Here is a 24,438-nt window from a genome sequence, read left to right as displayed (position 1 = left end):
CTTCATAAAGTCTCCAAACTCCTTGTCGTTAAATAACTAAAATATAATTTTTAATTTTTTTATAAAATTTAGATATAATATTATTTATAATATTTTATTTTTTTGGTAAATGCCGCAAGTTCATTTTTAGCTTTTTCATAATCTTTTACAGCTTTTCTGTACTCATTTCTTTTTTCCACATAATTTTCAAAAGTATCAACTCCCAATTCGTATTTTTTCGCATAAATTTCAGAGTTTCTCTTTGTGATGTTCATAGTGTTTTCAGCAGTTATCTCATTGGTTTCATAAGTCGTATAAGTTATCATTTGCTGTCCTACATTTGATAATAGCTCATTTTTTTTCTGCGCATACTGTAGTTCCAATTTTTCTTTTTCATTTTTCAAATCTTCAATCGTATCGTTGTACCTTTTAAATGTTTTAGTAACGCCAAGACCAAATACAACTGAATGATTTTTTAATGAATATCCGACATCCGCCGTCAATTTTGGATACTTATAATCTATTGATTCCTTTCTCAATTTTTCATCATTGAGTTTGCCATTTAACTCAATCGACTCCGCTTCTGACAATCTCAAATCATAAAAATCCTCCTTTTTTAATTCAACTTTTTTTAAATCTTCAAGTTCGCTTTTTTCAGGCAATTTCACATTATAAATCATAAATTTTTCTCCCAAAATTTTTAACTCTCTTTCAAGATTTTCATATTTTAACTGGGAATTTTCATATTCTGTTTTTGCCAGCTCAAAATCATAAAGCGTTGTCGTTCCCAAATTCCATTTTTCCGACTGAATGGCATAATCTCTTTTACTATCTTCCAGTGTCAATTTTTCCTGCTCGATTTCTTTTTCTTTATTTTTATAATCTTTATACAAATCAATTAAATCCCTAATTTCAGAATTTTTAGTAGTCTCATTATTTATTTTTTGAATATTTCTTGAAATATCATTAGTACTTTTATTATATTTATTGTCGCTATACCCAAAATAATCATTTAATTCTTTAGAAATTCCTATTTTATTTTCTGTAACCTTTTTATTTCTAAAATTATACCCATTTTTGTAATAAAGCATTCCGTATTTCACATTATTTTCCATAGTTAAGCCATCAAAATCCCCGTGTAATGTATAATTACTATCAGAAGTTACTTTAATTTCATTCCAGTCACCATTTTTTAAAGCTTTGTCTTTTATGTCATAAGTTTTCATATTAACTTCGTTTATCTTGGTTGTATAAGAATTTTTTTCATACTGTGAAATCACGTCATCAACGTTAATCCCATAGCTCAAAGTTTCCATAAAACAAAACAGTATACTTACATTAATAATCTTAATATCAAAAAATGTTTTAAACATCACTTTCCTTTCTCAAATAAAACTATTATAAACAAAAGTTTCATTTTAAAAATTTTTTTTATTATATCATATTTTTTTGACAAAAGTATGACAAATTTTTAATATTTTTTTCAATTTAGAGTATAAAAGCCTAGGTAGGCTTATTTCCAACATTAAACATAATAAATTAAAAATAACCGCTGTCTTTTACAACAACGGTTATCTAAAAATTCTAACTGTCTTCTTTTAGGTTATATTTTTTTACATAATCTTCCATCATTTTCACTGCTATTGGTCTATTAAACCTTCTCGCAAATTCAATTACTGTTAGTCCCCATTTATCTTTTACTAAAAGAGGAAGTCCTGGTTGAGAAAATATTAACTGATATAGTGGTAACATTTCCATTTCAGGAGCACCAATATTAAATAATTCCTTGAATGAAACCGTTTTTTCTTTCTTATGTATCACTGTTATATCTGCTCTCTTTTCCAATAATGTCTTACACAAAATTGTTGTTTTTACTATATCTTGCCATCCAAGAGAAAATAATGGAAAAAACATACTCATTCCATCTTCTGTTATCATTTTAACATCAGCTCCTTTATTTATAAGAAAATTTGCTATTTTATATCTTTCCTTAGAATTTGTATTACATAATGCTGTAAAAAGCAAACTTTCTCTAGAAGCATTTATTTCATTTTGATCGCCTTCTTTAAATATTTTTAAAAATTCTTCATATGTTCCCATTAATGTTGCTGAATAAATTGTCATAGCTTTTTATCCTTTCTTTATTTTATAGGTATTTTCATTTCTTGTTTTTGAATTATATTTTGTATTATTTATATAATTTGGCTTATATTCTAATAATGGTACTGTTTTGTATTTTTTTCCACACCTTGCTTTAAACCTCTATTTATAAGAAACTTTCATTTTTTCTATTCAGACTATTAAATATTTCTATAACTATATTTTAACAGACAGATTGCTTTTTAGCCATAGCAAAAACCTCCAAATATTATACAGTTATTTTACCATGTATTATTTAGAGGTTTACATAAAATGTTTTACACACTCACACAAAAATTTTGGACATTTTCAATTTCTTTTAGATTAATCCTAATAACGGTTTAAATATATTATTCATTTCCACAAATTCTTCATAAGTAATATCTGCCTTGTCATTAAAGATAATGTATATACCCTTTTCAAGTAACTGAACTTCATTCGCTTTCCCTTTGAGTCTTTCCAAAAGCTCTTCCTTTGGTACTTTTATCAGCTTATTATAACTTTCTTCATTGAAATACATCACTGGAGATAGTATAAATAATACATCTTTAAGTTTTCCTATCTTTAGCCCTTTTTCCTTTAATTTTAAAATTTCTGATTTATAGCTTTCTTTATAAGCAATTGAGTAACTTGAAGAAACAAAAATATCAGCAACATAAGGATCAAAAATATTTATCACTTTTGGAAGGTCTTCATATATCATTTTCTTATAGTCTATCAGCTTATATGTTATCTTAAATTCATAACGCAACTCATCCCAGACTACATATTTAAGTCCTCTCCACCTATATACACCTTCTATTGAAACACCTTTAGTTTTAATATTTTTAGCATCATAAAAACATACCAGTTCTATCCCAAAGTCAGGTGTTTCTGGAATTTTACTATCTTTCAATCCTAAAGGTGCTTCCAGTTTTGACAGTCCTTCCATAACTTTCTTATGTCTTTCTTCCATTGACTCATTTACATCTACTTTTCTGTATATTCTGATGGTTCTTTCTTTATTTTTCATAAATTTAAATATCCTTTCAATTTCATTTTTCTGGTCTAACTCTGATTTCATCTATTATATTTTTATATCCTGGATTTTTATCTAGCCAGTCAGTAAATTTGGTTTTTGCCTTTTCATTTGGAAATTCGTATATTATTTTAATTTCTGGATTTTGATTTTTAGCTTCATTTATTCTATCAAATGTTTTTGTCAAATTTTTCATAGCACTTTTATTCCAATAAGGAACATTTCTCTTTGTATCGATAAGATAAGTTGTACCATTCCTTACTTCAATTCCATCAAATTTAATAAAATTCATTCCTCGAGGGTTAGAGTTATCATATCTTAAAGCAGGTATTATATTTTTGGGTCCTGATGGTGTTTGTTGCATCATACTTCCTGTTAATCCCCATTGAAATTCTTGAGCCTCGAGTTTTCCAGCAGGTTTTTCAAACATATATTCAACCCCTCTATTAGGAGTAGCATTGCTTCCTCTTCCTAATTGACTTAATTCACTTCCAGACTAATAAATGTTCCATTACATTATTCAATAATTAAAAACCAAAGTTTTTTTTTCAAATTTTCAACTTTTTGATTTATATTATACATCTCACTATTATTATTTTCAATATATACACAGTAGTCACTCAACCCTTCATGTGGAGGAAAAAGGCTTTTTAATTATTGTAATTTTTTGTATTCTAAAGTTTCTTCTCCTTCCCAATGATATGCAGCATAAATAAGATTTTTTGTCAATTTTTGTGGACCTATAATTATCTTACATCATTCTTTATTTATTACTTTCCAATGCCAATCAAAAGGTATCCTTCCATCTATAATTTCTAGTTCTGTATCCAAAACTTCAGAATTATCCTACAATAGAAATAATTTTTTTTGACTGTCTAAAATGACAATTCCAAAAACTTCGTAGATCATTTCATTTTTTTTTAATTTTATTTTCATTGAATATTTTCATATCCTATCTTTTTATTTTAAAATCGTCAATTTTTGTTATTTTTCCATTTTCCATTTTTCCAACACAATGTACTCTTATGTTTTGATTATCAAACATATTTCGATGATTATACTCATATTTACACCATTTTAAATTTTTTGTTTTTTCAAACATACATTATGAAAAACCATAAAAAATTAAACTATATTCCTTTTATTTCATTCCAATTTTTATCTAGTACAAGTTCTTCCCATTTATAACCATGACCGCCACTTCTATTTTTTATGTGTTCAATTTTATTATATCAAGTTGATTTAAATTATCTAGAACTTGGTTTAGGATTTACACCATATTCTATATATAACTTATTTAATTTTCTTCTGCCAAATACTCTTTAGATGTCAAAATATTATATTTTTTTATTATACTACTAACTTCTTTACTTTTCAATAAAACTGGATTTATTTCTTTTATTTCTTTAATAAATTTTTTAGTAGTTATTTGTATTTCTGATATAAATTCTTCAAAATTAATTTTTTCCTCTTTGAAAAAAATATTCTTATTCTTATCTTCATCATAAAATTTATTATATACTTTTACAATATGTGAATTTGTTATTTTTGATTTTACTTTTTCTTCTTCAATTTGACTTATGTATAATTCGTTATTTATTCTCTTAAATTCGATCCAATTTTTTGATTCAATATCCATTACAGCAACATAATCCTTTTTTTCAATTCAATACAAATTTCTAAAAAAATTATTATCCATAAACTTATAATATCTTGAAGTTCAAATAAATCATCAAATTCCTCTTTTTCTTTTTCATCACAAAATTTTTGATCTTTATACCTTACAATATAATTATACATTTTATCATTAATTAAAAGTTCAAAAGCTCCATAAATCATACTATATTCTTCTTCAAATTCTTTTATCGAAATATTTTTTAATTTTTTTCATACTATCGTATATTAAGTAATTAAATTTAAACATAATTTTATTTTCCTGCTTTCTTCACTAATTTTAGAAATTCTTCATAAGATATTTTATATGAACCATACGAAGTACGCAAATTAGCATTACTTTCCATATAAATTATAATCTTTTCACCTTGATAAACTGTTGTATACTTACCTTTTATTTTTTTCTTCTTTCTCTATTCCACTTTTTGTTTCTTTGTAATCCTTTTTTATCGTATTGCTTGTATGAATCATATTAGTTTTCTCCTTTGATTTTTGGCTTAAATCAATTATACAACAGAAAATTTTTATGATTCTTATTTTTTATTTCTAATAGTAACACTTTATTTTACAACTTTTATTTTATTCTGTCTAATAATATAATCATTTACAATTATATCATTTTAGTATATAATATACAAAAACAATAAAAATAAAGGAGTATTTATGGCTAGTTATAAAGATTTTGACTTTAAAAAATTATATTTTATTGTATATATAGCTCTAATTTTATTAGTAGTTTTTTTACTGTTTAAACTGGGAATTTTTTTATTTCCATTTACTCTTGCACTATTTATTTCAATAATAATTCGACCACTTACAAGGTTTTTAATGAATAAATTGAAGTTTTCCAGAAAAACGGCTTCCATAATTTCAATTGTAACATTTTTAATAGTATTTTTCGGAATAATTGGAATCCTCTCTTTAAAATTTTTTGTTGAAATTTATAAATTATCTCAAAATTTAAATAGTTATAGCACTGATATTCAAAAGTTATGGACAGAAAATGTTAAAAAAATTTATATTTATCTAGGTAATTTTCCCGCTGGATTTAATGATCAGCTAAACAATACAATAAATAGCTTTGTTTCAAAGGGCTCTGTAAAAATTGGATCTTTTATAAATGCTGTTATCAGTTTCGTTACATCTATTCCAACTTTAATTTTATATATTGTGATTACAATTTTATCTACTTTTTTTATGATTTTAGATAGAGATGAGATACTTAATTATTTGGAGCATCAATTGCCAAAAAGTTGGCTTGATAAAGTGTTCAGCATAAAAACGGAAATGTTTACAGTGCTTGTTTCATATTTAAAAGCACAGGCAATTTTAGGAACTATTTGTCTTATTGAATCATTAATATTATTAAATTTACTGGCGTTTTTAAAATTTGATGTACCGTATCCCCTTTTAATGTCCATCATCATTTGTATTGCTGATATTTTACCAATTTTAGGTGCTGGGACAATTTTAATTCCTTGGTCTATTCTATCTTTTGCTACAAGAAATATAAAATTGGGAATTGCACTACTTATTTGTTATTTAATAATTATGTCAGTAAGACAGATGTTGGAACCAAAATTAATAAGTCAAAATTTGGGAGTTCATCCTTTGATTACTCTTATTTCAATGTATTCAGGCTTTAAAGTCTTTGGAGTCAGCGGATTTTTAATCGGACCTGTTGTCATGATTATTTTAAAAAATGTCTTTTCAAAAGAACTGGAAGTCGGATTCTTCAGAGATATTTTTGGAGATGCTGGAGACAACAGCAATAAAAAGATACAAAAAAAAGACAAATAGTTATATTTTAAAACTGTTTCTAAATCTAGATATTGTGAAACAGTTTTTTTAACAATTTGTCTTGAAAATTTATATTTTACTTTTTTATAAATTTAAATTCCACTCTTCTATTTTTGATTCTTCCTTCTTCAGTATTATTTGAACTTATGGGATTTTTTCGCCCCGTCCCATTACACTTACAATTCTATCTTCTGCAAGACCAATATTTAAAAGATTGGAACTAACATTTTCTGCCCTTTTTTGTGATAATCTTTTATTATATGATTTCATACCAGTTGTATCAGTATATCCAACTACCGAAACTAAAAAATCATTTTTTTCAACATAAGCTTTTACATCTTCCAATATAGGATAAGCTGCTTTTTTTAGCTCAGCACTATTTTTATCAAAAACTAATTCATGAGAACGAAGTGAAATAAAATCAGACTTTGTCAACTCAAACTTGCCAGTTTCATCTAATGGTGTTTCGTCAACTGCTTTAGAAATTTTTTTCTGTGTCAAACTCAAATCGGAATTTTTCTTTTGAACATCATTTTCATCTTTATCTATCTTTGTACCTGTTCCGTCCCGAGTGAGTGAAACTGTTATCAAATCAGGATCATCTACGGGCTTTTCAGGATTAGGCGGATCCAATGTCGGCACATCTTCTTCTTCATCTTCTTCTGTCACATCAGCTACATTTGCACGAATGATTTCTTTTCTCATTTCCGAAGTTGTCACTTTGCCTGAAACAGTCGGTACTGACATTGCTACAAGCGAGGACATCGCTAACACTACCGGTTTTTTCATCAATTTTACCTCCTTTATCTTTTATTTTTTAAGAATAAAATTTCAAATAATCAATTATTTTCTTAAATCATATTTTTTAAGTAACTCATCATATTTTCCATTTTCTTTTAATTTCTTAAGTTCTGCATTTATCTTCTGAATTAACTCAGCATTTTTTCCTTTGTCAAATGCCATTGCCATTCCATCATTATCCACTTTTTCATCAAAAATTTCCATTTCAGGATTTTTTTTCATATATTCAATTGCAACTACGTTATCCATTATAAGAGCGTCAACTTTTCCCATTTTTAAATCTAAGATTGTATTTACAATACTCTTATTTGGCACAACAACAGCACCATTAATTTTTCTAGCTGCAATTTCCTGTATTGACCCAAGTAAGACTCCAATTTTCTTTCCTTTTAAAGTTGAAGGCGTAACTGAGCTGTTACCTTTTTTTCTGATGTAAAGTTGTTTTGACACAAAGTAGTCATCTGTGAAATCCACTGATTTTCTTCTGTCATCTGTCGCTGTCATTCCTGAAACTATAACATCAATTTTTCCAGCTTTTAATGAAGGAATAAGTCCATCAAACGACTGGTCAATAATTTCGGTTTCATAGTTTAAATCTTTTGCAATCTCATTTATTAAATCCACATCAAATCCTACAACTTGCCCATTCTCTTTATATTCAAATGGTGCAAATACTGCATTCAATCCCACTCTCAATTTTTTTGAGTCCTTTGCCGCTTTATTTTCGCCACATGAAGTCAGTCCAAAAACTAACAATGTTAACATTAAAAATACTTTTTTCATATTTTTTCTCCTTTGCATTTAATTTTTTTATTTTATAAATTTTATTTTTTATATTTCTTTCCCAAAACTAATCAATTGGATTCAAAACTTTTTTCAAAAACTCTTTTGTTCTTTCATTTTTTGGATTATCAAAAATCTCTTTTGGTAAATCATCTTCCAAAATATATCCATCATCCATAAAAAACACTCTATTTGCAACATTTCTTGCAAATCCCATTTCATGAGTAACCACAATCATTGTCATTCCTGCTTGAGCCAGTTCTTTCATAACTTTTAGAACTTCTCCTATCATCTCAGGATCAAGCGCACTCGTAGGTTCATCAAATAGCATAATTTTAGGATCCATTGCTAACGCCCTTGCAATTGCCACCCTTTGTTTTTGTCCTCCTGACAATTTATTTGGATAAACATCTCTTTTATCTTCCAAGCCAACTTTTTTTAAAAGTTCAACTGCCTTTTTTCCCGCTTCCGTTTTTGAGATTTTTTTTAATTTTATTGGTCCCAAAGTAATATTTTCAAGTACAGTTTTGTGAGGATACAAATTAAAATGCTGAAAGACCATTCCGACATTTTCACGAATTTTATTTATATTTACTTTTTTTCCTAAAACATCCGTCCCATGTATAAAAATTTGCCCTGAAGTTGGCTCTTCAAGTCTGTTAATACATCTTAAAAAAGTTGATTTTCCTGAACCAGACGGTCCTATTATTGAAATTACTTCACCTTCTTTTATTTTTGTATCAATTCCTTTTAAAACTTCCAATTTACCGTATGACTTTTTAAGATTTTTTATTTTAATCATTTCATTTGTGTTAATTTCTTTTTTTATTTGAGTTAAATCTTTCGAATTAGTCATTTCTTCTCAACCTCATTTCCAGCATTCTTCCTAAAAATGAAAATATTTTTACGCTCACATAATAAATAATACCTGTAAATAATATTGGTCCAACACTGTAATAAGTTGCTTGAAGTCCGTTACTATTCATTGTTATATCAACGACACTTATATATCCCACAACCGATGTTTCTTTAAATAATGTAATAAACTCATTTACAAGTGCGGGTAATATATTTTTTATCGCTTGTGGCATAATTATTTCATTCATTGCCATTTTGTAAGGCATACCTGTTGCCCTTGCCGCTTCCATTTGTCCTTTATCAATACTTTCAATTCCCGAACGAACTACTTCTGCAACATAGGCAGCACTATTTAATCCTAGTGCAATCATCGCTATCCAATAGTTAGCAAATAATTTTATAAGTACTGAAAGTATAAGTAATTGTAATATCATAGGCGTTCCACGCATTATATCTATGTATTCATCAATTATTATTTCTTTTATCATATCAAAAACTGGAAAGTTTGTTCTCAAAAATTTTAAAAATGCTAAAAACATCCCCAAAAATATTCCAATCAAAGCTCCTCCAATTGTCAAACCAACTGTTGTTATCAAATAACTGTCAACGATGTAAAGTTTCCACTCATTTGGTTTCAATTCTTTTGGAAATGTCAATATCAAACCAACTGCCACAATTATTAGAAAATATGATATTTTTAATACTTTTCTTAACTTTTCTATATTTTTCATAATTTTATGAACTTTTTTGTCCACATCCTCCTTCCAAAATTTTTTCATATATTACATTATACCTAATATTTTTTACTTTTTCAATAAAAACTTAAAAAAACTTATTTTTATGATAATTTTAGAAAAAATAACATTTTTATTGCTTTTCTTTTCTTTTTATGTTAAAATTGCATTAATAGAAATAATCAGAAAGGGTGTGAAATCAATGATAACCGTTTCTATAAATGCTAATCCTGACATAGAAAAAAAAATAAACAATTATGTTAAGGAAAATAATATCAATTTAAACCAAGTAATGTTAGATTTAATTCTTGAAAAAATCGAAGATGAAGAAGACTATAAGTTGGCTGTTGAGGCTTATGAAGAAGAAAAAGACAACAGAGAAAACTGGATTAGCCACGAAGATTTAATAAAAAAATTAGGGTTAGAAAATGAAATATAGTCTAATGTACTCTGAAAAAGCACAGAAACAACTAAATAAACTAGATAATTCTATGAAATCAAAAATTTTAAAATATATTGATCAAAATCTTTTTGATACAGATAATCCAAAAAAATTTGGAAAAGCATTGAGATATAATCTAAAAAGATTTTGGAGGTATCGAGTTGAAAATTATAGAATTATTGTAAAAATTGAAGAAAACGAATTACTTATTTTGGTTGTTCAAATAGATAAAAGGGATAAAATTTATATTTAAAATTTCTGAATTGAATTTTAAATTATTGGGTTGAATTGAGGATTAAAAATAATAAAACTGTCTGATATTCTTGATTTTAAAAAATAACAGGCAGTTTTGTTTTACATAATATAAAATTAAATATTGTTTAGCATATCAATATTTAAAGCTTAGTACTTTTGATACAATATCAAAGATATTAATTTTAAAATCTTCTTTAGTTACATCTATTGATTTCAGAAACTCTTTATTATCTCTTAACGATTTCCATAACAATTTTTTCTCTACCTCATTAGTATTAATCTTGTATAAAAGATTTGCCAGAGTAATAATTGATCTTTTTTCAGATGAACTATACCATGCGCTATATTTTCTTTTTATATATTCATCAAGATCTTCATTTGTATATTTAGGCTGTAATTCCTTTATAGGATTTACTAATAATTGAGTACTCGTATCTATCAACTGAATATATTTTTTTAATTCATCTTGTTGCTCTTCTGTCATTTCACTGTAATTTAATCCTAAACTTTGTATAATTCTAATAGCAAATTTTAACTCTATATTCTCATTATCAATTTGTTTAATACGATTATCTAATTCATTTATTGCTAATTCAAAAGATTTCAAATCACGGTTACTAATCCTTATAAATAAATTTTCAAGACATTTTTGATCATTTTTATTTTTCCAAAATAAAAGTCCCCCTGCTATAACTCCAACTCCTGCAATAGCCAATCCAATAGGCCCCATTAAAGCAAGAAATGCTTCTCCAGCAGCCATTCCACCTCCACCTGCTGCAAGTGCACCTCCTCCAATCCATGCCAAACCTGCATTCATAGCCGCAGCACCACTCAAAGCAGATATAGCAGTTCCTGTTGAAGCAACACCAAATGTGGTAGCAATACCCATAGCTACACCAGGACCCAAAGCAGCAACCGCAACACCAGCTCCAATTCCAACTCCCGCAACTCCAGCAGCGGTAGCATCTTTATTTTTTATTTCTTCATATTTTTTTATTATCTCATCAACTTGATTTTTCCAATTTAATCTAATTTGTTTTAATTCTTCATACCGCATTTTTTCTTCATTCGGTATATTTTGAACTTTATCAAATTCTTCTTGAATATTCGTTAATGTTGTGTTTAAAATGCCTAGATGTTCTCCCAATATAGTTATTTTTTCATTTACTCTAACAACTATTTTTTGTACTTTGTCCTGCATCTTTTCAAGTTCTGTTTTTCCTTTTTTCATATATTCTTTCCTCCATTTAAAATTAAAATAAAAATTTACATTATATTATACCCCCCCCCGAATTTGATTTTGATTACAGAATAATTAAAATTAATTAAATTATTATTTCGTTTTTTGCATTATTTTTGAAAAACATCAAAAAAACAGAAAATTTTTTCATAAAAAGTTAAAACATAGAATATGTTGTAAAAATTTTTGAAAGAAGGTAAAGTAATTATAAATTTTTTCAATGGTTCAAGACCTTTTATTAGCAAGTAATATGAAATATAATTTCTATTTTTTAAATGAAGTTTAATGTAAATATGAATAAAAAAACTACACCACTTTAATTATAAATAAATTTTTTGGTGCAGTCCATATTTTTTATAAAATTTCAACTAACAAACTTTGAAACCCTTCAAAAACAACTTTCTCTCCATCATTTTCAAAACCATCAAAATTATTAATCAAAATCTCTCCAATTTTAGTTTCTTTTTTTCCCAAAACTTTCGCAATTTCACTCAATTTAACCTCTTGTTTCATTTCAGAAAAATTATTAATACAAAGAACTTTTTGATTTTTATATTTTCTCACATAAGCGATAATTTTTTCATTCTCCAACGGAACAGAGATGAAATCACCAAAAGTCAAGCAATCTGAATATTTACCATTTTGTCTCAAATCAATCATTTTTTTGTAGTGTGAAAAAATTGAATCTTTGTCATTTATTTGGTCTACTACATTTGTTGCGGCTTGACTTCCTGTTAATTTTATCCACGATTTTGAGTCTTTATCTTTTGAAAATCCAGCATTCTTGCTACTATCCCATTGCATAGGCGTTCTTGAATTGTCACGGCTTCGTTTATTTACAAAATGCAACGCTTCTTCAGATGAAAATCCTTCTCCTAAAGCCCGTTGATATTGATCTTTACTTGCAATGTCGTCAAATTCAGAAATATCATTTCTCACAAAATTATCCATTCCAATTTCTTGACCTTGATAAATAAACGGTGTTCCTCGCAAGAAGAAAAATACATTTGCTAACAATTTTGCATTTGTTTCATTCGCTTTTTTACCAAAAAATTTATTCAAACTTCTTGGTAAATCATGATTTTCCAAAAATGGTGCTCCCCATCCGTATTTTTGCTGTGTCAACTGACTTTCAAAAATCTTATTTCTCAATTCCACAGTTGGAATATCTCGTAATGAATAGTAAAATCCACCTTTTGTCATATCCAAATCAGAATAACTAAAATCGAAAATCATCGAAAAGAACCCATCTTCACCAATAAAATCATTGTATCTTTCATACTCCAACAACGGCGTTTCAGCCACAGTCATACAATTATGCTTTTTAAAAGTTTTTTTCGCTAATTCACCCAAAAATTCCTCAATTCCAGGTTGATTTAACGTATATTTAATACTGTAGGCGAATCCATCCGCTCCATCAACAGGTAAATTCAAATATCTCGCATCTTTTTTTATTGAATTAATTGCATCAACTCTAAATCCAGCAATTCCCTTTTCAAGCCAATAATTTACCATTTTATAAAGCTCTTCCCTGACTTCAGGATTTTCCCAGTTTAAGTCAGGCTGTTTTTTTGAGAATAAATGCAAATAATACATTTCATTCCCATTTTCATCAGCTTCACCTTCAACTTTTTCCCAAGCAGAACCACCAAAATGGCTTCTCCAGTTTGTTGGTGGCAATCCGTTTTCTCCTCTTTTAAAAATATAGTAATCTCTATACTTACTTTCAGGATTTCTCAATGCTTCCAAAAACCACTCATGCTCATCAGAAGTATGATTAATTACTAAATCTAGAATTACTTTTATCCCTCTTTTTTCCGCCTCCGCAATCAATCTCTCCAAATCTTCCTTTGTCCCAAATTCAGGATTCACATCGTAATAATCTGAAATATCATATCCATTGTCATCCATTGGCGACTTAAATATCGGACAAACCCAAATAAGCGTTATTCCTAAATCCTTCAAATAATCTAACTTTTCTGTAATCCCATTCAAATCCCCAATTCCATCGTTATTACTGTCATAAAAACTTCTTGGATAAATTTGATATCCAACTTCTTTTTTCCACCATTTTTTATCTAATTTTTTTATATCCATATTTTTCTCCTTTCTATTTAATAATTATTGCAACAATTCTATCACTTTCTTTACTTCTATAACTTCTAATTTTTTGAATCATTATTTAAATCTACTTTATCTACTTATTACTAATACAAATTTTTACTTCATTGCTTAATTTGTACTCATCTAGTAACTGTTTTGCATAAAACCTTGCTCTATTTGAACTTATCGTACCTTCAGAATAATATTTTGTTCCTTTTATAGGAAATGCTGTTACAAGTAAATTACTATTTTCCGTTATTAAAGGATCTTTTTCGGGATAATTTTTAGTAGCTCGATTTTTATGAATTTGATTTTTTTCTACAATATATTGAAATTTTTCTTTGTCTACATCATATGCGATTTTACAAATTTTTGAAAAGAACTCTTTCCATGTAGAAACTGATATATGATTATCACGGAAAATAATATAATCTATATCTTTTCCTTCCATTGGAGTCGTCGTATCTGAAATAGAATAAATTCCTTCTTCTACAAATTCATTAGAAGGATTTTTAATTTGATAACTTCTTGTTCTTTCAAGTGGAGAAGTTATATATTTACAAGCTTTTGTAGAAATTTCATTATTTCTTTTTTGTATATTTTCTTCATTCCATTTTTCATTTTCACAAACTTCTGATGTAATTACAAATTGAACATCTTTTAAATATATTTTTTTTTCTTCCCAAGGTCTATTTGAAATTGTTGAATTATATTCTTTTGAAATAGGTGCTTTATTCCCAATACAATTTAAATATTTTTCATGAATAAATTCTGCTTTTTCTTTTCCGCCAAGATAAGTTTTCCAATATTCACTTAAAGTTTGTGGCATTAGATGCTCTACTGTTACTTCAGAAAGTGGCACTGAGATATTTTTCTTTTCAGATTCTTCTATTATCAGTAAAATAATTCTAGCATAATTATTTCCAACAAAATTCATAAGTGCTTCTTTAAATTCTGCATCATTTGGAAATCTTCCGGCAGGGGTTGAGCTATTAGACAATTCAAACAATATAATTTCATAATATTCATCTGTTCTATCAAGCTCTTTTAATTTTTTTATCAAATTATATACAACTGCACTTATTGTTCCTCCTCCTCCTGATGGAGCAACAACACGGTATCTTATTAAAAAATCCCTTAATAAAATTAGACACTTGATTAGTTCTTCAACATTTTCATCATATAATTCTTCAAAAATAAATAAGTATAACGGATAAAAATCATCTGATTTAATGAAATTTAAACTCTTTAATACTTTATTTACTTTTTTATTAGGACAATTCTCAAATTTTATCCACTCATAATATTTAGAATAATGTTTCATTTGATATAAAATTTCCTCATGTGTCATTTCTAAATCGGAAAAATATTCTTTAAATTTTTTATAAATTTTTGATTCTGAAACTTCTTCAAATATATTTAAAGTTAAAAAGTTTTTTGAAAATTTAGAAATATTTTCACCTCTAACTTTTTTTTCAATTGGTATCCAATACTTTTCATAAAGCTTTTCTTGTTCTTTTGAAGTTGTAGACAGTAACAAAAAATTTCTTATTAAATCTGATGGTGCCAATCTTTTTCCTGTAGAATTTATTTTTTCAAAAATTGTTTGAACAACCTCTAAATCATTTTCAATTTGCAAATTAACATCTACTATTTCTAGCTTGCTTATTGTTTCATAAATATCTGATATTTCTATATTTTCACTATCTATTAACTTCAAAAAATACTTATAATTTTTAAATATATTATTATTTTTATCTATTTCTTCTGTTCTTCCATCAACTATAGATATAAATGTTCTTTGATCATAAGATGTTTGTTTAAGTCTAACTCTAAACTTACTATTGTCTGTATCATTAATTAAATATCTTTTATTTATACTATTAATTATATTTTTATCTATTGTTTTATCTCTTAAAGCACAAAGCAAAATAAGTATAGTTGAAACTCTCTGCTGCCCATCTATAAGTATTAATTCTGAGTACGAAGCTCCATTGTTTTCTCCAACATAGTAGACAATATTTCCTAAATAATGTTTTTTATTTGTAGTATGAGCTTTTATTATATCTTCAAATAATTCTCTACACTGTTCATAAGACCATTCATAATTTCGTTGAAACGGTGGTATTATAAAAACTTTATCAAATCCACCAATAAAATTTAAAATACTAGTTTCTGTTGCTTTCATAATATTTACTCTCCTTATTAACTTAATATACTTTTTCACTATTTATAAAAATTTTTAACTATTTATAATTAATTTTATTAAGCTAATTATACCACAAAAAAAGACACTACTTCAATAGCAGTGCCTTTATTTTTGCAATTTATTTTACTATACCACGCTGAATGGTTATTTTCCTAAATAATTATATCATAAATTAATTAACATTTCAAGCACTAAAAATTTATTTTCATTTTAAAATTATTCAGATGTAATCTATTTCAATACTGGCCAGAAGTCTTTATTTGCTTCAATTAAATCATCTAATATTGCTTTTGCAACAGAGGCACTTGGTACTGTTCTTGACAATGTGATTGCTTGCCAAAGTTTTTGGTATGAACCTTCTATCCATGCTTCTACAGTCAATTTTTCAACAGAAACTTGTTGTTCCATAAGCCCTTTTTGGAATTGAGGGATTTTACCTTGAACAATTTTTTCAGGTCCATTTGAACCTACTATACAAGGTACTTCAACCATTGCAGTTGGATCAAAGTTTGAGATTGCTCCGTCGTTTTCTACGATTAATAACATTCTTTCTTTTGTATCATAAGCAATTGCTCTTGCCAAGTCAACTATGTATGAAGCGTGATCATCTACGTGAAGTTTACTATCTTTTGCAGTTCCTTTTTCAGCGATTTCTCTACATTCTCCGAATACAAATTTTTCTCTTCCTTCCATTACTTCATTTGCTCTTGTGTGATTAGGATTTGAATGTTTCACTACATAATCAGGGAATAAATAATATTTTAAATAAGTATTTGGCATTGTTGTCGGATCAACTGCAAACACATCTTTTGCTTTTGTAAATGTGTCATTCCAGCTTGCTTCTGTATTTTCACCTTCAATTTCCACATTATATCCAACTTTTGCAACTTTTTCTCTTAATGCAGGCATTAAATCATTTCCTTGTTTATCTCTAATATCTGTCCACCATCCAAAATGATTCAATCCGAAATATCTCACTACCATTTCTTTTCTCGATTTTAATCCTAACATTTCAGCCATTCTAAGTTCGATTCCAATTGGCATATCACAAATATTTAATATCTTAGAGTTTGGACGTAGTCTTCTAGTTGCTTCTGCCACGATTGCCGCAGGATTTGAGTAGTTCAGCATCCAAGCATTTGGTGAATATTTTTCCATAAAGTTGACTAATTCGATAACTCCACCAATTGAACGCATTCCATAAGCAATTCCTCCAGGTCCACAAGTTTCTTGTCCTAATACTCCGTGTCTTAAAGGTATTTTTTCGTCTTTTTCACGCATTGCATATTTTCCAACTCTTATATGTGCCATAACAAAGTCAACATCTGTAAACGCTGTTTCAGGATCAGTTGTATAAACAAAGTTAATATCAGGTGCTTTTTCTTTTATTATAATATCACATGCTTTTGCAATAACTTCTTGTCTTTGGGCATCATTATCATAAAATTTTATCTGTCTAATCGGGAATTTATCCAAGTTTTCTAACAACATCAAAACAATCCCTGGAGTAAATGTACTCCCTCCACCAGCTACTACAATTGAAAATTTTTTCATAAATAATCATCTCCTATAATTTATTAGTTATATATTTTTTGTTTTCTCATTTCAGTAACTATTATATCATAAATTTTTAAAAAGTCAATAGGTTTATATAAATCTTTTTAAGATTTATTATTATTATATAAATCTTTTTATTTTTAGTTGTTATTTAAAGAAATTTATTGTATAATATATAAAAATAATATGAAAGGTTTATACAAATGACTAAATATGAAAAAGTATATTATGATATAAAAGATAAAATTAAAAATGGTATTATTAAACCAGGAGATTTTTTAAAAAAAGAAGATGACTTGGCAAAAGATTATAATTTTTCCAAACTTACCGTGAGAAAAGCTCTTTCTATACTGGAGGCTGAAGGTTTTATTCAAAAAGTGAAGGGGAAAAAATCAATTGTACTGGAGAAAAAAAATTTGGAAAATATTTCTCTGACTTCAATTCAAACTGTGCAGGAACTCAATAAACTTCAAAATATTAATCTTGAAACCGACTTAATCAGCTTATACATTGTTCAGGGAGATAAAAAATTAATGAAAGAATTTCAAGTTTCTGAAAGTGCCGATTTTTATAAAGTTGTCCGTACTAATTCTTTAAACAGTGAAGTCTTAAATTATTCTACAAGTTTTTTTGACAGAAAAATTGTACCTTTTTTGAATGAAGAGATTGCCAGAAAGTCAATATATGAATATTTGGAAAAGGATTTAAAACTAAAGATCGGCTATTCTCGAAGAGATATTAATTTCAGAAAGATTACGCCAGAAGAACAGAAATATCTCAAATTAAAAGATATAAATATGGTTGTTGTCATTGAAACTCATGCCTATTTATCAAATGGAACACTTTTTCAGTATGAAACAATAATCCATCATCCTGAGAAATTTACTTTCACTGCTATTGCAAAAAGATAATTTTTATACAAAAAAAAGAGATTATATCATTTTTGAAATAACCTCTTTTTTTTTATTTTGAAATTTTTTCAAATGCTTTAACAAATCCAATCGTATAAATATCAAAAAATAAATTTACATTTTTTTCAGGAATATCACCTAATGCCATCATCACATTTTTTGCAAAATGTATAGGACTATCTCCTTTTGCAGTTACCAAGTTTCCATCAATTACTGACTCCATTTCTACAAAATTTTTAGAATTCGTATAATTCAAATTATCTTTTATTTCATCAAAGCTATTTACCGTATGTTTTCGATCATTCAATAATCCATTTGTCGCAAGAAAATATGCAGCATCACAAATAGCACCTACAACTTTATTAGGATTATTTTTAAATTTTTTCACAAGCTCAACAATCTTATTATTTGTTTCTTCTGTTTGACTTCTCCAAGTTCTCCCACCAATTAAAACTAACCCGTCTACATCGTTTTCATCAATTTCTTTCAATGTCAAATCAGGTAACACTTTTAAATTTCCCATTGACTTTTTTAAATTTTTATCAATTGAAGCAAAGTTAGTTGTATAATTTTTTGTTATATTCTTATCATTCAATGCTGAAGATAAAAAAGCTGCTTCCCAATCTGAAAATTCATCTAAAATTACAAAAACTATATTTTTCATTTTCTTTATCTCCTTTAATTATTAAAAATTCTATTTATTTTATTTAACAATAAGAGATCAAAATCTCTCGCTAAATAACATAATTTTATATAAAAGAAAGAACTTTCTCAAATCCTGTATTTTAAAACCTTAAAATTAAAATCTTAAAATTTTTGACTTTTGAAAATTCTTTCTTAATTTTTTTATAAAATTTAATTTCAATTATTTATTATTTATCAAATTTTATTTTTACCCTTTTTTCATCATGTCTTCAATTCTTTCTCTTACTTGAGGTACTGACAATCCGATGATTACTTGAATAGCTGTTCCTTTTCTAACTACACCATGAGCTCCTGCTGCTTTAAACGCTGCATCTGGTAATAATTTACTTGCATCTTTTACACTTACTCTAAGTCTAGTTGCACAGTTATTAAGTTCTTCAATATTTTCTCTTCCACCTAATGCTTCAAGAATGATTGCACCTTTTTGAGCATATTCATCTCCACCAGCTGCGGCAGCTGCACCTTGTGCTCCACCTTCACCGTGTTTAGCTCTATAGTCAGCTTTTGTATAAAGTTTCATTTCTTCATCTTCATCTTCTCTACCTGGAGTTTTTAAATCCATTTTTAAAATTAAGAATCTGAATAATACGAAGTAAATACATGTGAAGATTAATCCAATTACAATTTGAGTAATTACTGTTCCACTGTGGTTTTTAAACATTGGAATCCAGTTTAAGAACATAAAGTCTAAGAATCCTCCACCGAAGTTTCCTACAACTCCAAATATATACATCAATGTTGCCATTGTTGCAGCTAATACTGCGTGTAATCCAAATAATACTGGAGCTATAAATAAGAATGTAAATTCAAGCGGTTCTGTTATTCCTGAAACTATTGCAGTTAATAAAACTGGTAATAACAATCCTGCTACTTTTCTCTTGTTTTCAGGTTTAGCTGTTGAATACATTGCAAGTGCGATACCTACTGAACCAAAGATTTTTGAGTTACCGTGTAATGCAAATCCACCTTGTGGGAACATTTCTTTTAAAGGTTTTGTAGATTGAGCAAATTGACTTATATGTTGAACCCAGTAAGTTTGAATTCCACCCGGAACTGCTGCTGGTCCGAATATAAATGGTGTATATACAAAGTGATGCAATCCTGTTGGAATCAATGCTCTTTCAAGGAATGTATAAATCCATACTCCAATTGGTCCTGAAACTTTTAATAATTGTTGTAAGTTGTTAATTCCAATTTGAACTTTTGGCCAGCAAAGTGCAGTTATGAAAGCACATGGAATCATTACTAAGAAACCAATAATATAAACAAATACTGTTCCTTGAAATACTCCTAAAAAGTCTGGTAACTTTTTATCAAAATATTTATTATGTAAATAAACTACTATTGCAGAAATTATAATTGCACCAAATAAGTTTGTATCTAGTGTTTTTACTCCAGCAATTACTGCAAGTCCACTTGTTCCTCCAGCTTCTTGACTCATGTCAACACCAAAGAAGCTCCATTGTGTAAGCATTGCTGCTACAAGATAATTATAAGTTGTATATAAAGCAAAAGCTTCAAGACATGCTCTTGCATTTGTTTTATTCGCAAGGCTGATTGGCAATCCGATTGCGAACAATAACGGCATTTGTCTAAATACTGTCCAACCACCTTCACTTATCACAAACCAGAATTTATACCAGTTTGTCCCTTCATTTGCAATTGAACCCATTACTTGTGGATTCGTAAATAGTGATGCTATTCCTACGACTAACCCTGTGAATGCAAATAATAGAACTGGCGCCATCATTGCTCCACCAAATCGCTGAATTTTTTTCATCATGATTGAGTACCTCCTAAAAATATTTATAAATTAAAATTTGTTTTACATATTAGTTATACCTCATAATTTTCATTTGTCAAGACATTTACGGAAAACTTTTTAAATTTTTTTTATCTTTTACCAAAATGAAAATTTTATAACTCTATTTTCACTTCCAAACCAAAATGATCTGAAACAACTTCCTTATTTTCTCCATTAAAAATGACTTTACTTTCTAAAACTTTTACTTTTTTATTTGAAAAAATGTAATCCAGTCTTTTCTCAGAACCGCTAGTTGCCCAACCATCAATTTTTTTATTGACTGTTATTCCACTATCTTTTTTTTCAGCTAATTCGTAAGTGTCAAATAATCCTTGATTTATTATATTTTGATAAGCTTCTTGATTATGTATTGCATCTGTGTTGAAATCTCCCATCAAAAATTTTAAATTATCATTTTTCGTTCTTTTTAAAATTGTCTGAATATTTTCTCCCATATCTTCTGTTTCACAATTTGGCAAATTCATATGGCAACTGTAAAACTCTACTTTTTGCCCTTCATAATCCAAAGTTATACTCACAATTCTTCTTGCGTTAATAACTCTGACAGATTGTGAAAAGGTGCAATAAAACTCATCCTCATCTTTTATTGGATGCTTTGTAATAATTGCCACTCCTTCGTCATATTTCCCAAAACCGATGTGAGAATTGCTCCAATGATAATAATAATCAGTATCTGTGTACTTTTCCAGCTTTTCCAGCAATTTCCATCCGTAATTATCGTTTCGAATTCCATCGTAAATAACTGGACTATTCATAAGCTGATTCACTTCTTGCATAGCAATTACATCATACTGCTTTTCAGCAATCGTCTTTGCCAAAATTTCCATCTTTTCATCTTGATTTTCTTCCAACCACGCATGTGTGTTGATTGTCAATAATTTCATTCCACTGCCTCCTATTTTTTATTTTTCTTAATATTATATTACACTTTAATATTACAACATTTTTTTTATATAGTCAAGATATTCGAATAAGTAAAAATTTTTTTAATAACTTTTACGGATAAGTTGACTTTTTAAAAAAAATATAGTATATTTAAAGTAGTATAGTTTTTATAAAAATATATTTTTTAATAAAAAAATTTTAGGAGGGCTACTATGTTTAAAAGAAGTTCTGGGATTTTATTACATCCAACTTCACTTCCAGGAAAATATGGAATTGGAACACTTGGAAGAGAAGCTTTTAATTTTATAGATTTTTTGAAAAAATCTAATCAAAAACTTTGGCAAATTTTTCCACTTGGACCCACAGGTTATGGAGATTCGCCTTATCAATGTTTTTCTTCATTTGCAGGAAATCCTTATTTGATTGACTTTGATTTATTAATTGAGCAAAACTTGCTTTCAGGAAACGATCTTGAAAATGTAAATTTTGGAGAAAACGAAGAATTCGTTGATTATGGTGCAATTTACAACAGTAAATATCCGCTACTTAGAAAAGCTTACGAAAACTATAAAGCTAATCAAAATGACGAATTAAGAGGAAAATTTGAAGAATTTAAATTTAAGAATGCCGAATGGCTAGACGACTACAGCCTTTACATTTCGCTAAAAAACCATTTTGGTGGACTTTCTTGGAACGAATGGCAAGAAGATATTAAAAACAGAGAACCACAAGCTATGGAGAGATATAGAAACGAACTTTCTGACGACATTGAATATCATAATTTCATTCAATTTTTATTCTTCTCACAATGGGAAGCTGTAAAAAGATACGCAAACGAAAACGGAATTAAAATCATCGGAGATATTCCAATATTTGTTGCTGCCGACAGTGCTGACACTTGGGCAAATACTGATATTTTCCTATTTGACAAAGATAAAAAACCAGTTAAAGTGGCAGGAGTTCCGCCTGACTATTTCAGTGCCACAGGACAACTTTGGGGAAATCCTTTATACGACTGGCAAAAATTGAAAGAAACTAACTACAGATGGTGGATCGATAGAGTAAAATCTAATCTTACAACTTGTGATATAATAAGAATCGACCACTTCAGAGGATTTGACGAATACTGGGCTGTTCCTTATGGAGATAAAACTGCCGAAAATGGTACTTGGTGTCCAGGTCCTAGAATGGACTTATTTAATGCCATAAAAAATGAACTTGGAGATTTACCTATAATTGCTGAAGATTTAGGAACAATGACACAAGGAGTTATTGATTTGAGAAATGCTTCTGGTTTCCCAGGAATGAAAATTTTAGGATTTGCATTTGACTCAGCTGAAGAAAATGACTACTTGCCACACACATATGACAAAAACTGCGTTGTCTACACAGGTACTCACGACAACGACACAATCGTTGGATGGTTTGAAAAAGCAAAAGAAGAAGACAAACAATTTGCAAGAGATTATTTAAATTCAACAAATGATGCAAATATACACTGGGACGCTATAAGAGGAGCTTGGAGTTCAGTCGCAAACATTGCAATTGCACCAATTCAAGACTTTTTAGGACTTGGAAGCTATGCTCGTATAAATACACCAGGACTTGCATCTGGAAATTGGCAATGGAGATTAAAACCAAATCAATTGACAGACGAACTAGCACAAAATATTGCAAAATTGACAAAAACTTATTCAAGATGATTATTAATTCTTAATTACTATGTAAAGAAAATATTTCTAATTTTAATTCTAATTTTAGAAATATTTCTTTTTTTTAAATATAAAATTTAATATTGAAAAAAATTAATATCTATTATATACTTTATACAAGAAAAAATATTAAACGAAGGATGTAATTTTTATGGATTATAAAACGATTATTGTCGGAATTGCAGGGGGAACAGGCTCAGGAAAAACTAGTGTCACTCATGCAATTATTAAAAATTTGGAAAAAAAGGGAATTCACTCAATACTTCTTGAACAAGATTCCTATTACAAAAGAAATGACCATTTAACTTACGAACAAAGGGTTACATTAAATTATGACCATCCGGACGCGATAGATTTTGATTTGCTTGAAACTCACATTCTCGCATTAAAAAACAATAAATCTATCGAAAAACCTATTTATGATTTTCAAGTTCACAACAGAGTAAACAGAACTGAACATATAGAGCCAGCAAATTTGATTATTGTGGAAGGAATTTTAGTTTTAGCAATTGAAAAAATACGCAATTTATTTGATGCAAAAATATTTGTAGATACAGATGATGACGAAAGACTTTTGCGAAGAATAGAAAGAGATCTAAATGAAAGAGCCAGAAGTTTTGAAAGTATAAAAAATCAATATATCAAAACCGTTAAACCTATGCACTTGGAATTTGTAGAACCGTCTAAAAGATATGCTGATGTCATAATTCCAAGAGGAAAAGACAATAAAGTCGGTATAAATATGGTTGTCAGCCGACTTCGCTACTTATTTAACAAATTAAAAAACAAATAGAAAAGAGGTAATCTT

24 protein-coding genes are annotated in these 24,438 nt (G+C 28.0%); 6 read left to right on the top strand and 18 right to left on the bottom strand.

Annotation, left to right across the window (positions count from 1 at the left end; translation table 11 throughout):
* Positions 1–80: 80 nt before the first annotated feature.
* The 7 genes from AB8B22_RS04700 to AB8B22_RS04670 all read right to left on the bottom strand — a co-directional run bounded on the left by AB8B22_RS04700 (position 81) and on the right by AB8B22_RS04670 (position 4,975).
* Entirely contained in the window at positions 81–1,352 is a 1,272-nt protein-coding gene (locus AB8B22_RS04700; RefSeq protein ID WP_369711852.1) for a TolC family protein, read from the bottom strand.
* Positions 1,353–1,563: 211 nt separating this feature from the next.
* Positions 1,564–2,103 (bottom strand): ankyrin repeat domain-containing protein, encoded by a 540-nt coding sequence (locus AB8B22_RS04695; RefSeq protein ID WP_369711851.1) that lies wholly within the window; start codon positions 2,101–2,103, stop codon positions 1,564–1,566.
* Between the two features lie 334 nt (positions 2,104–2,437).
* Positions 2,438–3,181 carry a helicase gene (locus AB8B22_RS04690; RefSeq protein ID WP_369711850.1) on the bottom strand — a complete coding sequence of 248 codons (744 nt, stop codon included), beginning with the start codon at positions 3,179–3,181 and terminating at the stop codon, positions 2,438–2,440.
* Positions 3,153–3,566, bottom strand: a complete 414-nt coding sequence (locus tag AB8B22_RS04685; RefSeq protein WP_369711849.1) for a hypothetical protein — start codon at positions 3,564–3,566, stop codon at positions 3,153–3,155. The genes AB8B22_RS04690 and AB8B22_RS04685 overlap by 29 nt, the downstream gene beginning before the upstream one ends.
* Before the next feature lie 522 nt (positions 3,567–4,088).
* Complete coding sequence (locus tag AB8B22_RS04680; protein WP_369711848.1) at positions 4,089–4,238, bottom strand: hypothetical protein; 150 nt, start codon at positions 4,236–4,238, stop codon at positions 4,089–4,091.
* 195 nt (positions 4,239–4,433) lie between these two features.
* Entirely contained in the window at positions 4,434–4,775 is a 342-nt protein-coding gene (locus tag AB8B22_RS04675) for a hypothetical protein (RefSeq protein WP_369711847.1), read from the bottom strand.
* Entirely contained in the window at positions 4,775–4,975 is a 201-nt protein-coding gene (locus AB8B22_RS04670; RefSeq protein ID WP_369711846.1) for a hypothetical protein, read from the bottom strand. Before AB8B22_RS04670 ends, AB8B22_RS04675 begins: the two co-directional genes overlap by 1 nt.
* Positions 4,976–5,473: 498 nt before the next feature.
* On the opposite strand from AB8B22_RS04670, the gene ytvI reads away from it, so the two are divergent.
* Positions 5,474–6,610 (top strand): sporulation integral membrane protein YtvI, encoded by a 1,137-nt coding sequence (gene ytvI, locus AB8B22_RS04665; RefSeq protein WP_094080369.1) that lies wholly within the window; start codon positions 5,474–5,476, stop codon positions 6,608–6,610.
* Positions 6,611–6,754: 144 nt separating this feature from the next.
* Here the strand turns inward: ytvI and AB8B22_RS04660 are convergent, their stop codons facing one another.
* From AB8B22_RS04660 to AB8B22_RS04645, 4 genes are all read right to left on the bottom strand, one after another.
* A complete protein-coding gene (locus AB8B22_RS04660) occupies positions 6,755–7,399 on the bottom strand; it encodes an OmpA family protein (protein WP_369711844.1) in 645 nt (214 codons plus the stop codon).
* A 54-nt stretch (positions 7,400–7,453) separates the two neighbouring features.
* Positions 7,454–8,194 carry a basic amino acid ABC transporter substrate-binding protein gene (locus tag AB8B22_RS04655; RefSeq protein ID WP_369711843.1) on the bottom strand — a complete coding sequence of 247 codons (741 nt, stop codon included), beginning with the start codon at positions 8,192–8,194 and terminating at the stop codon, positions 7,454–7,456.
* Positions 8,195–8,261: 67 nt separating this feature from the next.
* On the bottom strand, positions 8,262–8,996 hold the full coding sequence (locus AB8B22_RS04650) for an amino acid ABC transporter ATP-binding protein (protein ID WP_369711927.1): 735 nt from the start codon (positions 8,994–8,996) through the stop codon (positions 8,262–8,264).
* Between the two features lie 46 nt (positions 8,997–9,042).
* Positions 9,043–9,831, bottom strand: a complete 789-nt coding sequence (locus AB8B22_RS04645) for an amino acid ABC transporter permease (RefSeq protein WP_369711841.1) — start codon at positions 9,829–9,831, stop codon at positions 9,043–9,045.
* A 61-nt stretch (positions 9,832–9,892) separates the two neighbouring features.
* Here AB8B22_RS04645 and AB8B22_RS04640 point away from each other — a divergent pair, with 61 nt between their 5' ends.
* The gene (locus tag AB8B22_RS04640) at positions 9,893–10,225 is read left to right on the top strand and encodes a DUF6290 family protein (protein ID WP_369711840.1); all 333 of its coding nucleotides are present in this window, start codon (positions 9,893–9,895) and stop codon (positions 10,223–10,225) included.
* The gene (locus tag AB8B22_RS04635) at positions 10,215–10,481 is read left to right on the top strand and encodes a type II toxin-antitoxin system RelE family toxin (protein ID WP_369711838.1); all 267 of its coding nucleotides are present in this window, start codon (positions 10,215–10,217) and stop codon (positions 10,479–10,481) included. Before AB8B22_RS04640 ends, AB8B22_RS04635 begins: the two co-directional genes overlap by 11 nt.
* A gap of 135 nt (positions 10,482–10,616) precedes the next feature.
* Here AB8B22_RS04635 and AB8B22_RS04630 read toward each other — a convergent pair whose 3' ends face one another.
* The 4 genes from AB8B22_RS04630 to AB8B22_RS04615 form a co-directional block, all read right to left on the bottom strand.
* Positions 10,617–11,714: a hypothetical protein gene (locus tag AB8B22_RS04630; RefSeq protein WP_369711837.1), complete on the bottom strand. Its 1,098-nt coding sequence runs from the start codon at positions 11,712–11,714 to the stop codon at positions 10,617–10,619.
* A 363-nt stretch (positions 11,715–12,077) separates the two neighbouring features.
* A complete protein-coding gene (locus AB8B22_RS04625) occupies positions 12,078–13,820 on the bottom strand; it encodes a glycoside hydrolase family 13 protein (RefSeq protein ID WP_369711835.1) in 1,743 nt (580 codons plus the stop codon).
* Between the two features lie 100 nt (positions 13,821–13,920).
* Positions 13,921–16,014, bottom strand: coding sequence for a DUF262 domain-containing protein (locus AB8B22_RS04620; protein WP_369711834.1), 2,094 nt, complete (start codon positions 16,012–16,014; stop codon positions 13,921–13,923).
* A 252-nt stretch (positions 16,015–16,266) separates the two neighbouring features.
* On the bottom strand, positions 16,267–17,589 hold the full coding sequence (locus tag AB8B22_RS04615; RefSeq protein ID WP_369711832.1) for a 6-phospho-alpha-glucosidase: 1,323 nt from the start codon (positions 17,587–17,589) through the stop codon (positions 16,267–16,269).
* 206 nt (positions 17,590–17,795) lie between these two features.
* Between AB8B22_RS04615 and AB8B22_RS04610 the strand changes: the two genes are divergently transcribed.
* Positions 17,796–18,503, top strand: a complete 708-nt coding sequence (locus AB8B22_RS04610) for a GntR family transcriptional regulator (RefSeq protein WP_369711831.1) — start codon at positions 17,796–17,798, stop codon at positions 18,501–18,503.
* Positions 18,504–18,555: 52 nt separating this feature from the next.
* Here AB8B22_RS04610 and AB8B22_RS04605 read toward each other — a convergent pair whose 3' ends face one another.
* From AB8B22_RS04605 to AB8B22_RS04595, 3 genes are all read right to left on the bottom strand, one after another.
* Positions 18,556–19,167 carry a DJ-1/PfpI family protein gene (locus tag AB8B22_RS04605; protein ID WP_369711829.1) on the bottom strand — a complete coding sequence of 204 codons (612 nt, stop codon included), beginning with the start codon at positions 19,165–19,167 and terminating at the stop codon, positions 18,556–18,558.
* 228 nt (positions 19,168–19,395) lie between these two features.
* The gene (locus tag AB8B22_RS04600) at positions 19,396–20,991 is read right to left on the bottom strand and encodes an alpha-glucoside-specific PTS transporter subunit IIBC (RefSeq protein WP_369711827.1); all 1,596 of its coding nucleotides are present in this window, start codon (positions 20,989–20,991) and stop codon (positions 19,396–19,398) included.
* A gap of 134 nt (positions 20,992–21,125) precedes the next feature.
* Positions 21,126–21,917: an endonuclease/exonuclease/phosphatase family protein gene (locus AB8B22_RS04595; protein ID WP_094080360.1), complete on the bottom strand. Its 792-nt coding sequence runs from the start codon at positions 21,915–21,917 to the stop codon at positions 21,126–21,128.
* Between the two features lie 213 nt (positions 21,918–22,130).
* Here AB8B22_RS04595 and malQ point away from each other — a divergent pair, with 213 nt between their 5' ends.
* Positions 22,131–23,621: a 4-alpha-glucanotransferase gene (gene malQ, locus AB8B22_RS04590; RefSeq protein ID WP_094080359.1), complete on the top strand. Its 1,491-nt coding sequence runs from the start codon at positions 22,131–22,133 to the stop codon at positions 23,619–23,621.
* Between the two features lie 160 nt (positions 23,622–23,781).
* Positions 23,782–24,423 carry a uridine kinase gene (gene udk, locus AB8B22_RS04585; protein ID WP_314079535.1) on the top strand — a complete coding sequence of 214 codons (642 nt, stop codon included), beginning with the start codon at positions 23,782–23,784 and terminating at the stop codon, positions 24,421–24,423.
* Positions 24,424–24,438: the final 15 nt, after the last annotated feature.

It is taken from the genome of Leptotrichia rugosa (assembly GCF_041200005.1).
Lineage (GTDB): Bacteria > Fusobacteriota > Fusobacteriia > Fusobacteriales > Leptotrichiaceae > Leptotrichia > Leptotrichia rugosa.
Note: the sequence above shows the minus strand (reverse complement) of the source record. Positions and strands in the feature narration are given on the sequence as shown.

What these genes read in the sequence shown, in the direction of transcription:
- AB8B22_RS04700 (WP_369711852.1), bottom strand. Translation starts at nt 1,352, where the DNA reads ATGTTTAAAACATTTTTTGATATTAAGATTATTAATGTAAGTATACTG.
- AB8B22_RS04695 (WP_369711851.1), bottom strand. Translation starts at nt 2,103, where the DNA reads ATGACAATTTATTCAGCAACATTAATGGGAACATATGAAGAATTTTTA.
- AB8B22_RS04690 (WP_369711850.1), bottom strand. Translation starts at nt 3,181, where the DNA reads ATGAAATCAGAGTTAGACCAGAAAAATGAAATTGAAAGGATATTTAAA.
- AB8B22_RS04685 (WP_369711849.1), bottom strand. Translation starts at nt 3,566, where the DNA reads ATGTTTGAAAAACCTGCTGGAAAACTCGAGGCTCAAGAATTTCAATGG.
- AB8B22_RS04680 (WP_369711848.1), bottom strand. Translation starts at nt 4,238, where the DNA reads ATGTTTGAAAAAACAAAAAATTTAAAATGGTGTAAATATGAGTATAAT.
- AB8B22_RS04675 (WP_369711847.1), bottom strand. Translation starts at nt 4,775, where the DNA reads ATGGATATTGAATCAAAAAATTGGATCGAATTTAAGAGAATAAATAAC.
- AB8B22_RS04670 (WP_369711846.1), bottom strand. Translation starts at nt 4,975, where the DNA reads ATGATTTATGGAGCTTTTGAACTTTTAATTAATGATAAAATGTATAAT.
- ytvI (WP_094080369.1), top strand. Translation starts at nt 5,474, where the DNA reads ATGGCTAGTTATAAAGATTTTGACTTTAAAAAATTATATTTTATTGTA.
- AB8B22_RS04660 (WP_369711844.1), bottom strand. Translation starts at nt 7,399, where the DNA reads ATGAAAAAACCGGTAGTGTTAGCGATGTCCTCGCTTGTAGCAATGTCA.
- AB8B22_RS04655 (WP_369711843.1), bottom strand. Translation starts at nt 8,194, where the DNA reads ATGAAAAAAGTATTTTTAATGTTAACATTGTTAGTTTTTGGACTGACT.
- AB8B22_RS04650 (WP_369711927.1), bottom strand. Translation starts at nt 8,996, where the DNA reads ATGATTAAAATAAAAAATCTTAAAAAGTCATACGGTAAATTGGAAGTT.
- AB8B22_RS04645 (WP_369711841.1), bottom strand. Translation starts at nt 9,831, where the DNA reads ATGAAAAAATTTTGGAAGGAGGATGTGGACAAAAAAGTTCATAAAATT.
- AB8B22_RS04640 (WP_369711840.1), top strand. Translation starts at nt 9,893, where the DNA reads ATGATAATTTTAGAAAAAATAACATTTTTATTGCTTTTCTTTTCTTTT.
- AB8B22_RS04635 (WP_369711838.1), top strand. Translation starts at nt 10,215, where the DNA reads ATGAAATATAGTCTAATGTACTCTGAAAAAGCACAGAAACAACTAAAT.
- AB8B22_RS04630 (WP_369711837.1), bottom strand. Translation starts at nt 11,714, where the DNA reads ATGAAAAAAGGAAAAACAGAACTTGAAAAGATGCAGGACAAAGTACAA.
- AB8B22_RS04625 (WP_369711835.1), bottom strand. Translation starts at nt 13,820, where the DNA reads ATGGATATAAAAAAATTAGATAAAAAATGGTGGAAAAAAGAAGTTGGA.
- AB8B22_RS04620 (WP_369711834.1), bottom strand. Translation starts at nt 16,014, where the DNA reads ATGAAAGCAACAGAAACTAGTATTTTAAATTTTATTGGTGGATTTGAT.
- AB8B22_RS04615 (WP_369711832.1), bottom strand. Translation starts at nt 17,589, where the DNA reads ATGAAAAAATTTTCAATTGTAGTAGCTGGTGGAGGGAGTACATTTACT.
- AB8B22_RS04610 (WP_369711831.1), top strand. Translation starts at nt 17,796, where the DNA reads ATGACTAAATATGAAAAAGTATATTATGATATAAAAGATAAAATTAAA.
- AB8B22_RS04605 (WP_369711829.1), bottom strand. Translation starts at nt 19,167, where the DNA reads ATGAAAAATATAGTTTTTGTAATTTTAGATGAATTTTCAGATTGGGAA.
- AB8B22_RS04600 (WP_369711827.1), bottom strand. Translation starts at nt 20,991, where the DNA reads ATGATGAAAAAAATTCAGCGATTTGGTGGAGCAATGATGGCGCCAGTT.
- AB8B22_RS04595 (WP_094080360.1), bottom strand. Translation starts at nt 21,917, where the DNA reads ATGAAATTATTGACAATCAACACACATGCGTGGTTGGAAGAAAATCAA.
- malQ (WP_094080359.1), top strand. Translation starts at nt 22,131, where the DNA reads ATGTTTAAAAGAAGTTCTGGGATTTTATTACATCCAACTTCACTTCCA.
- udk (WP_314079535.1), top strand. Translation starts at nt 23,782, where the DNA reads ATGGATTATAAAACGATTATTGTCGGAATTGCAGGGGGAACAGGCTCA.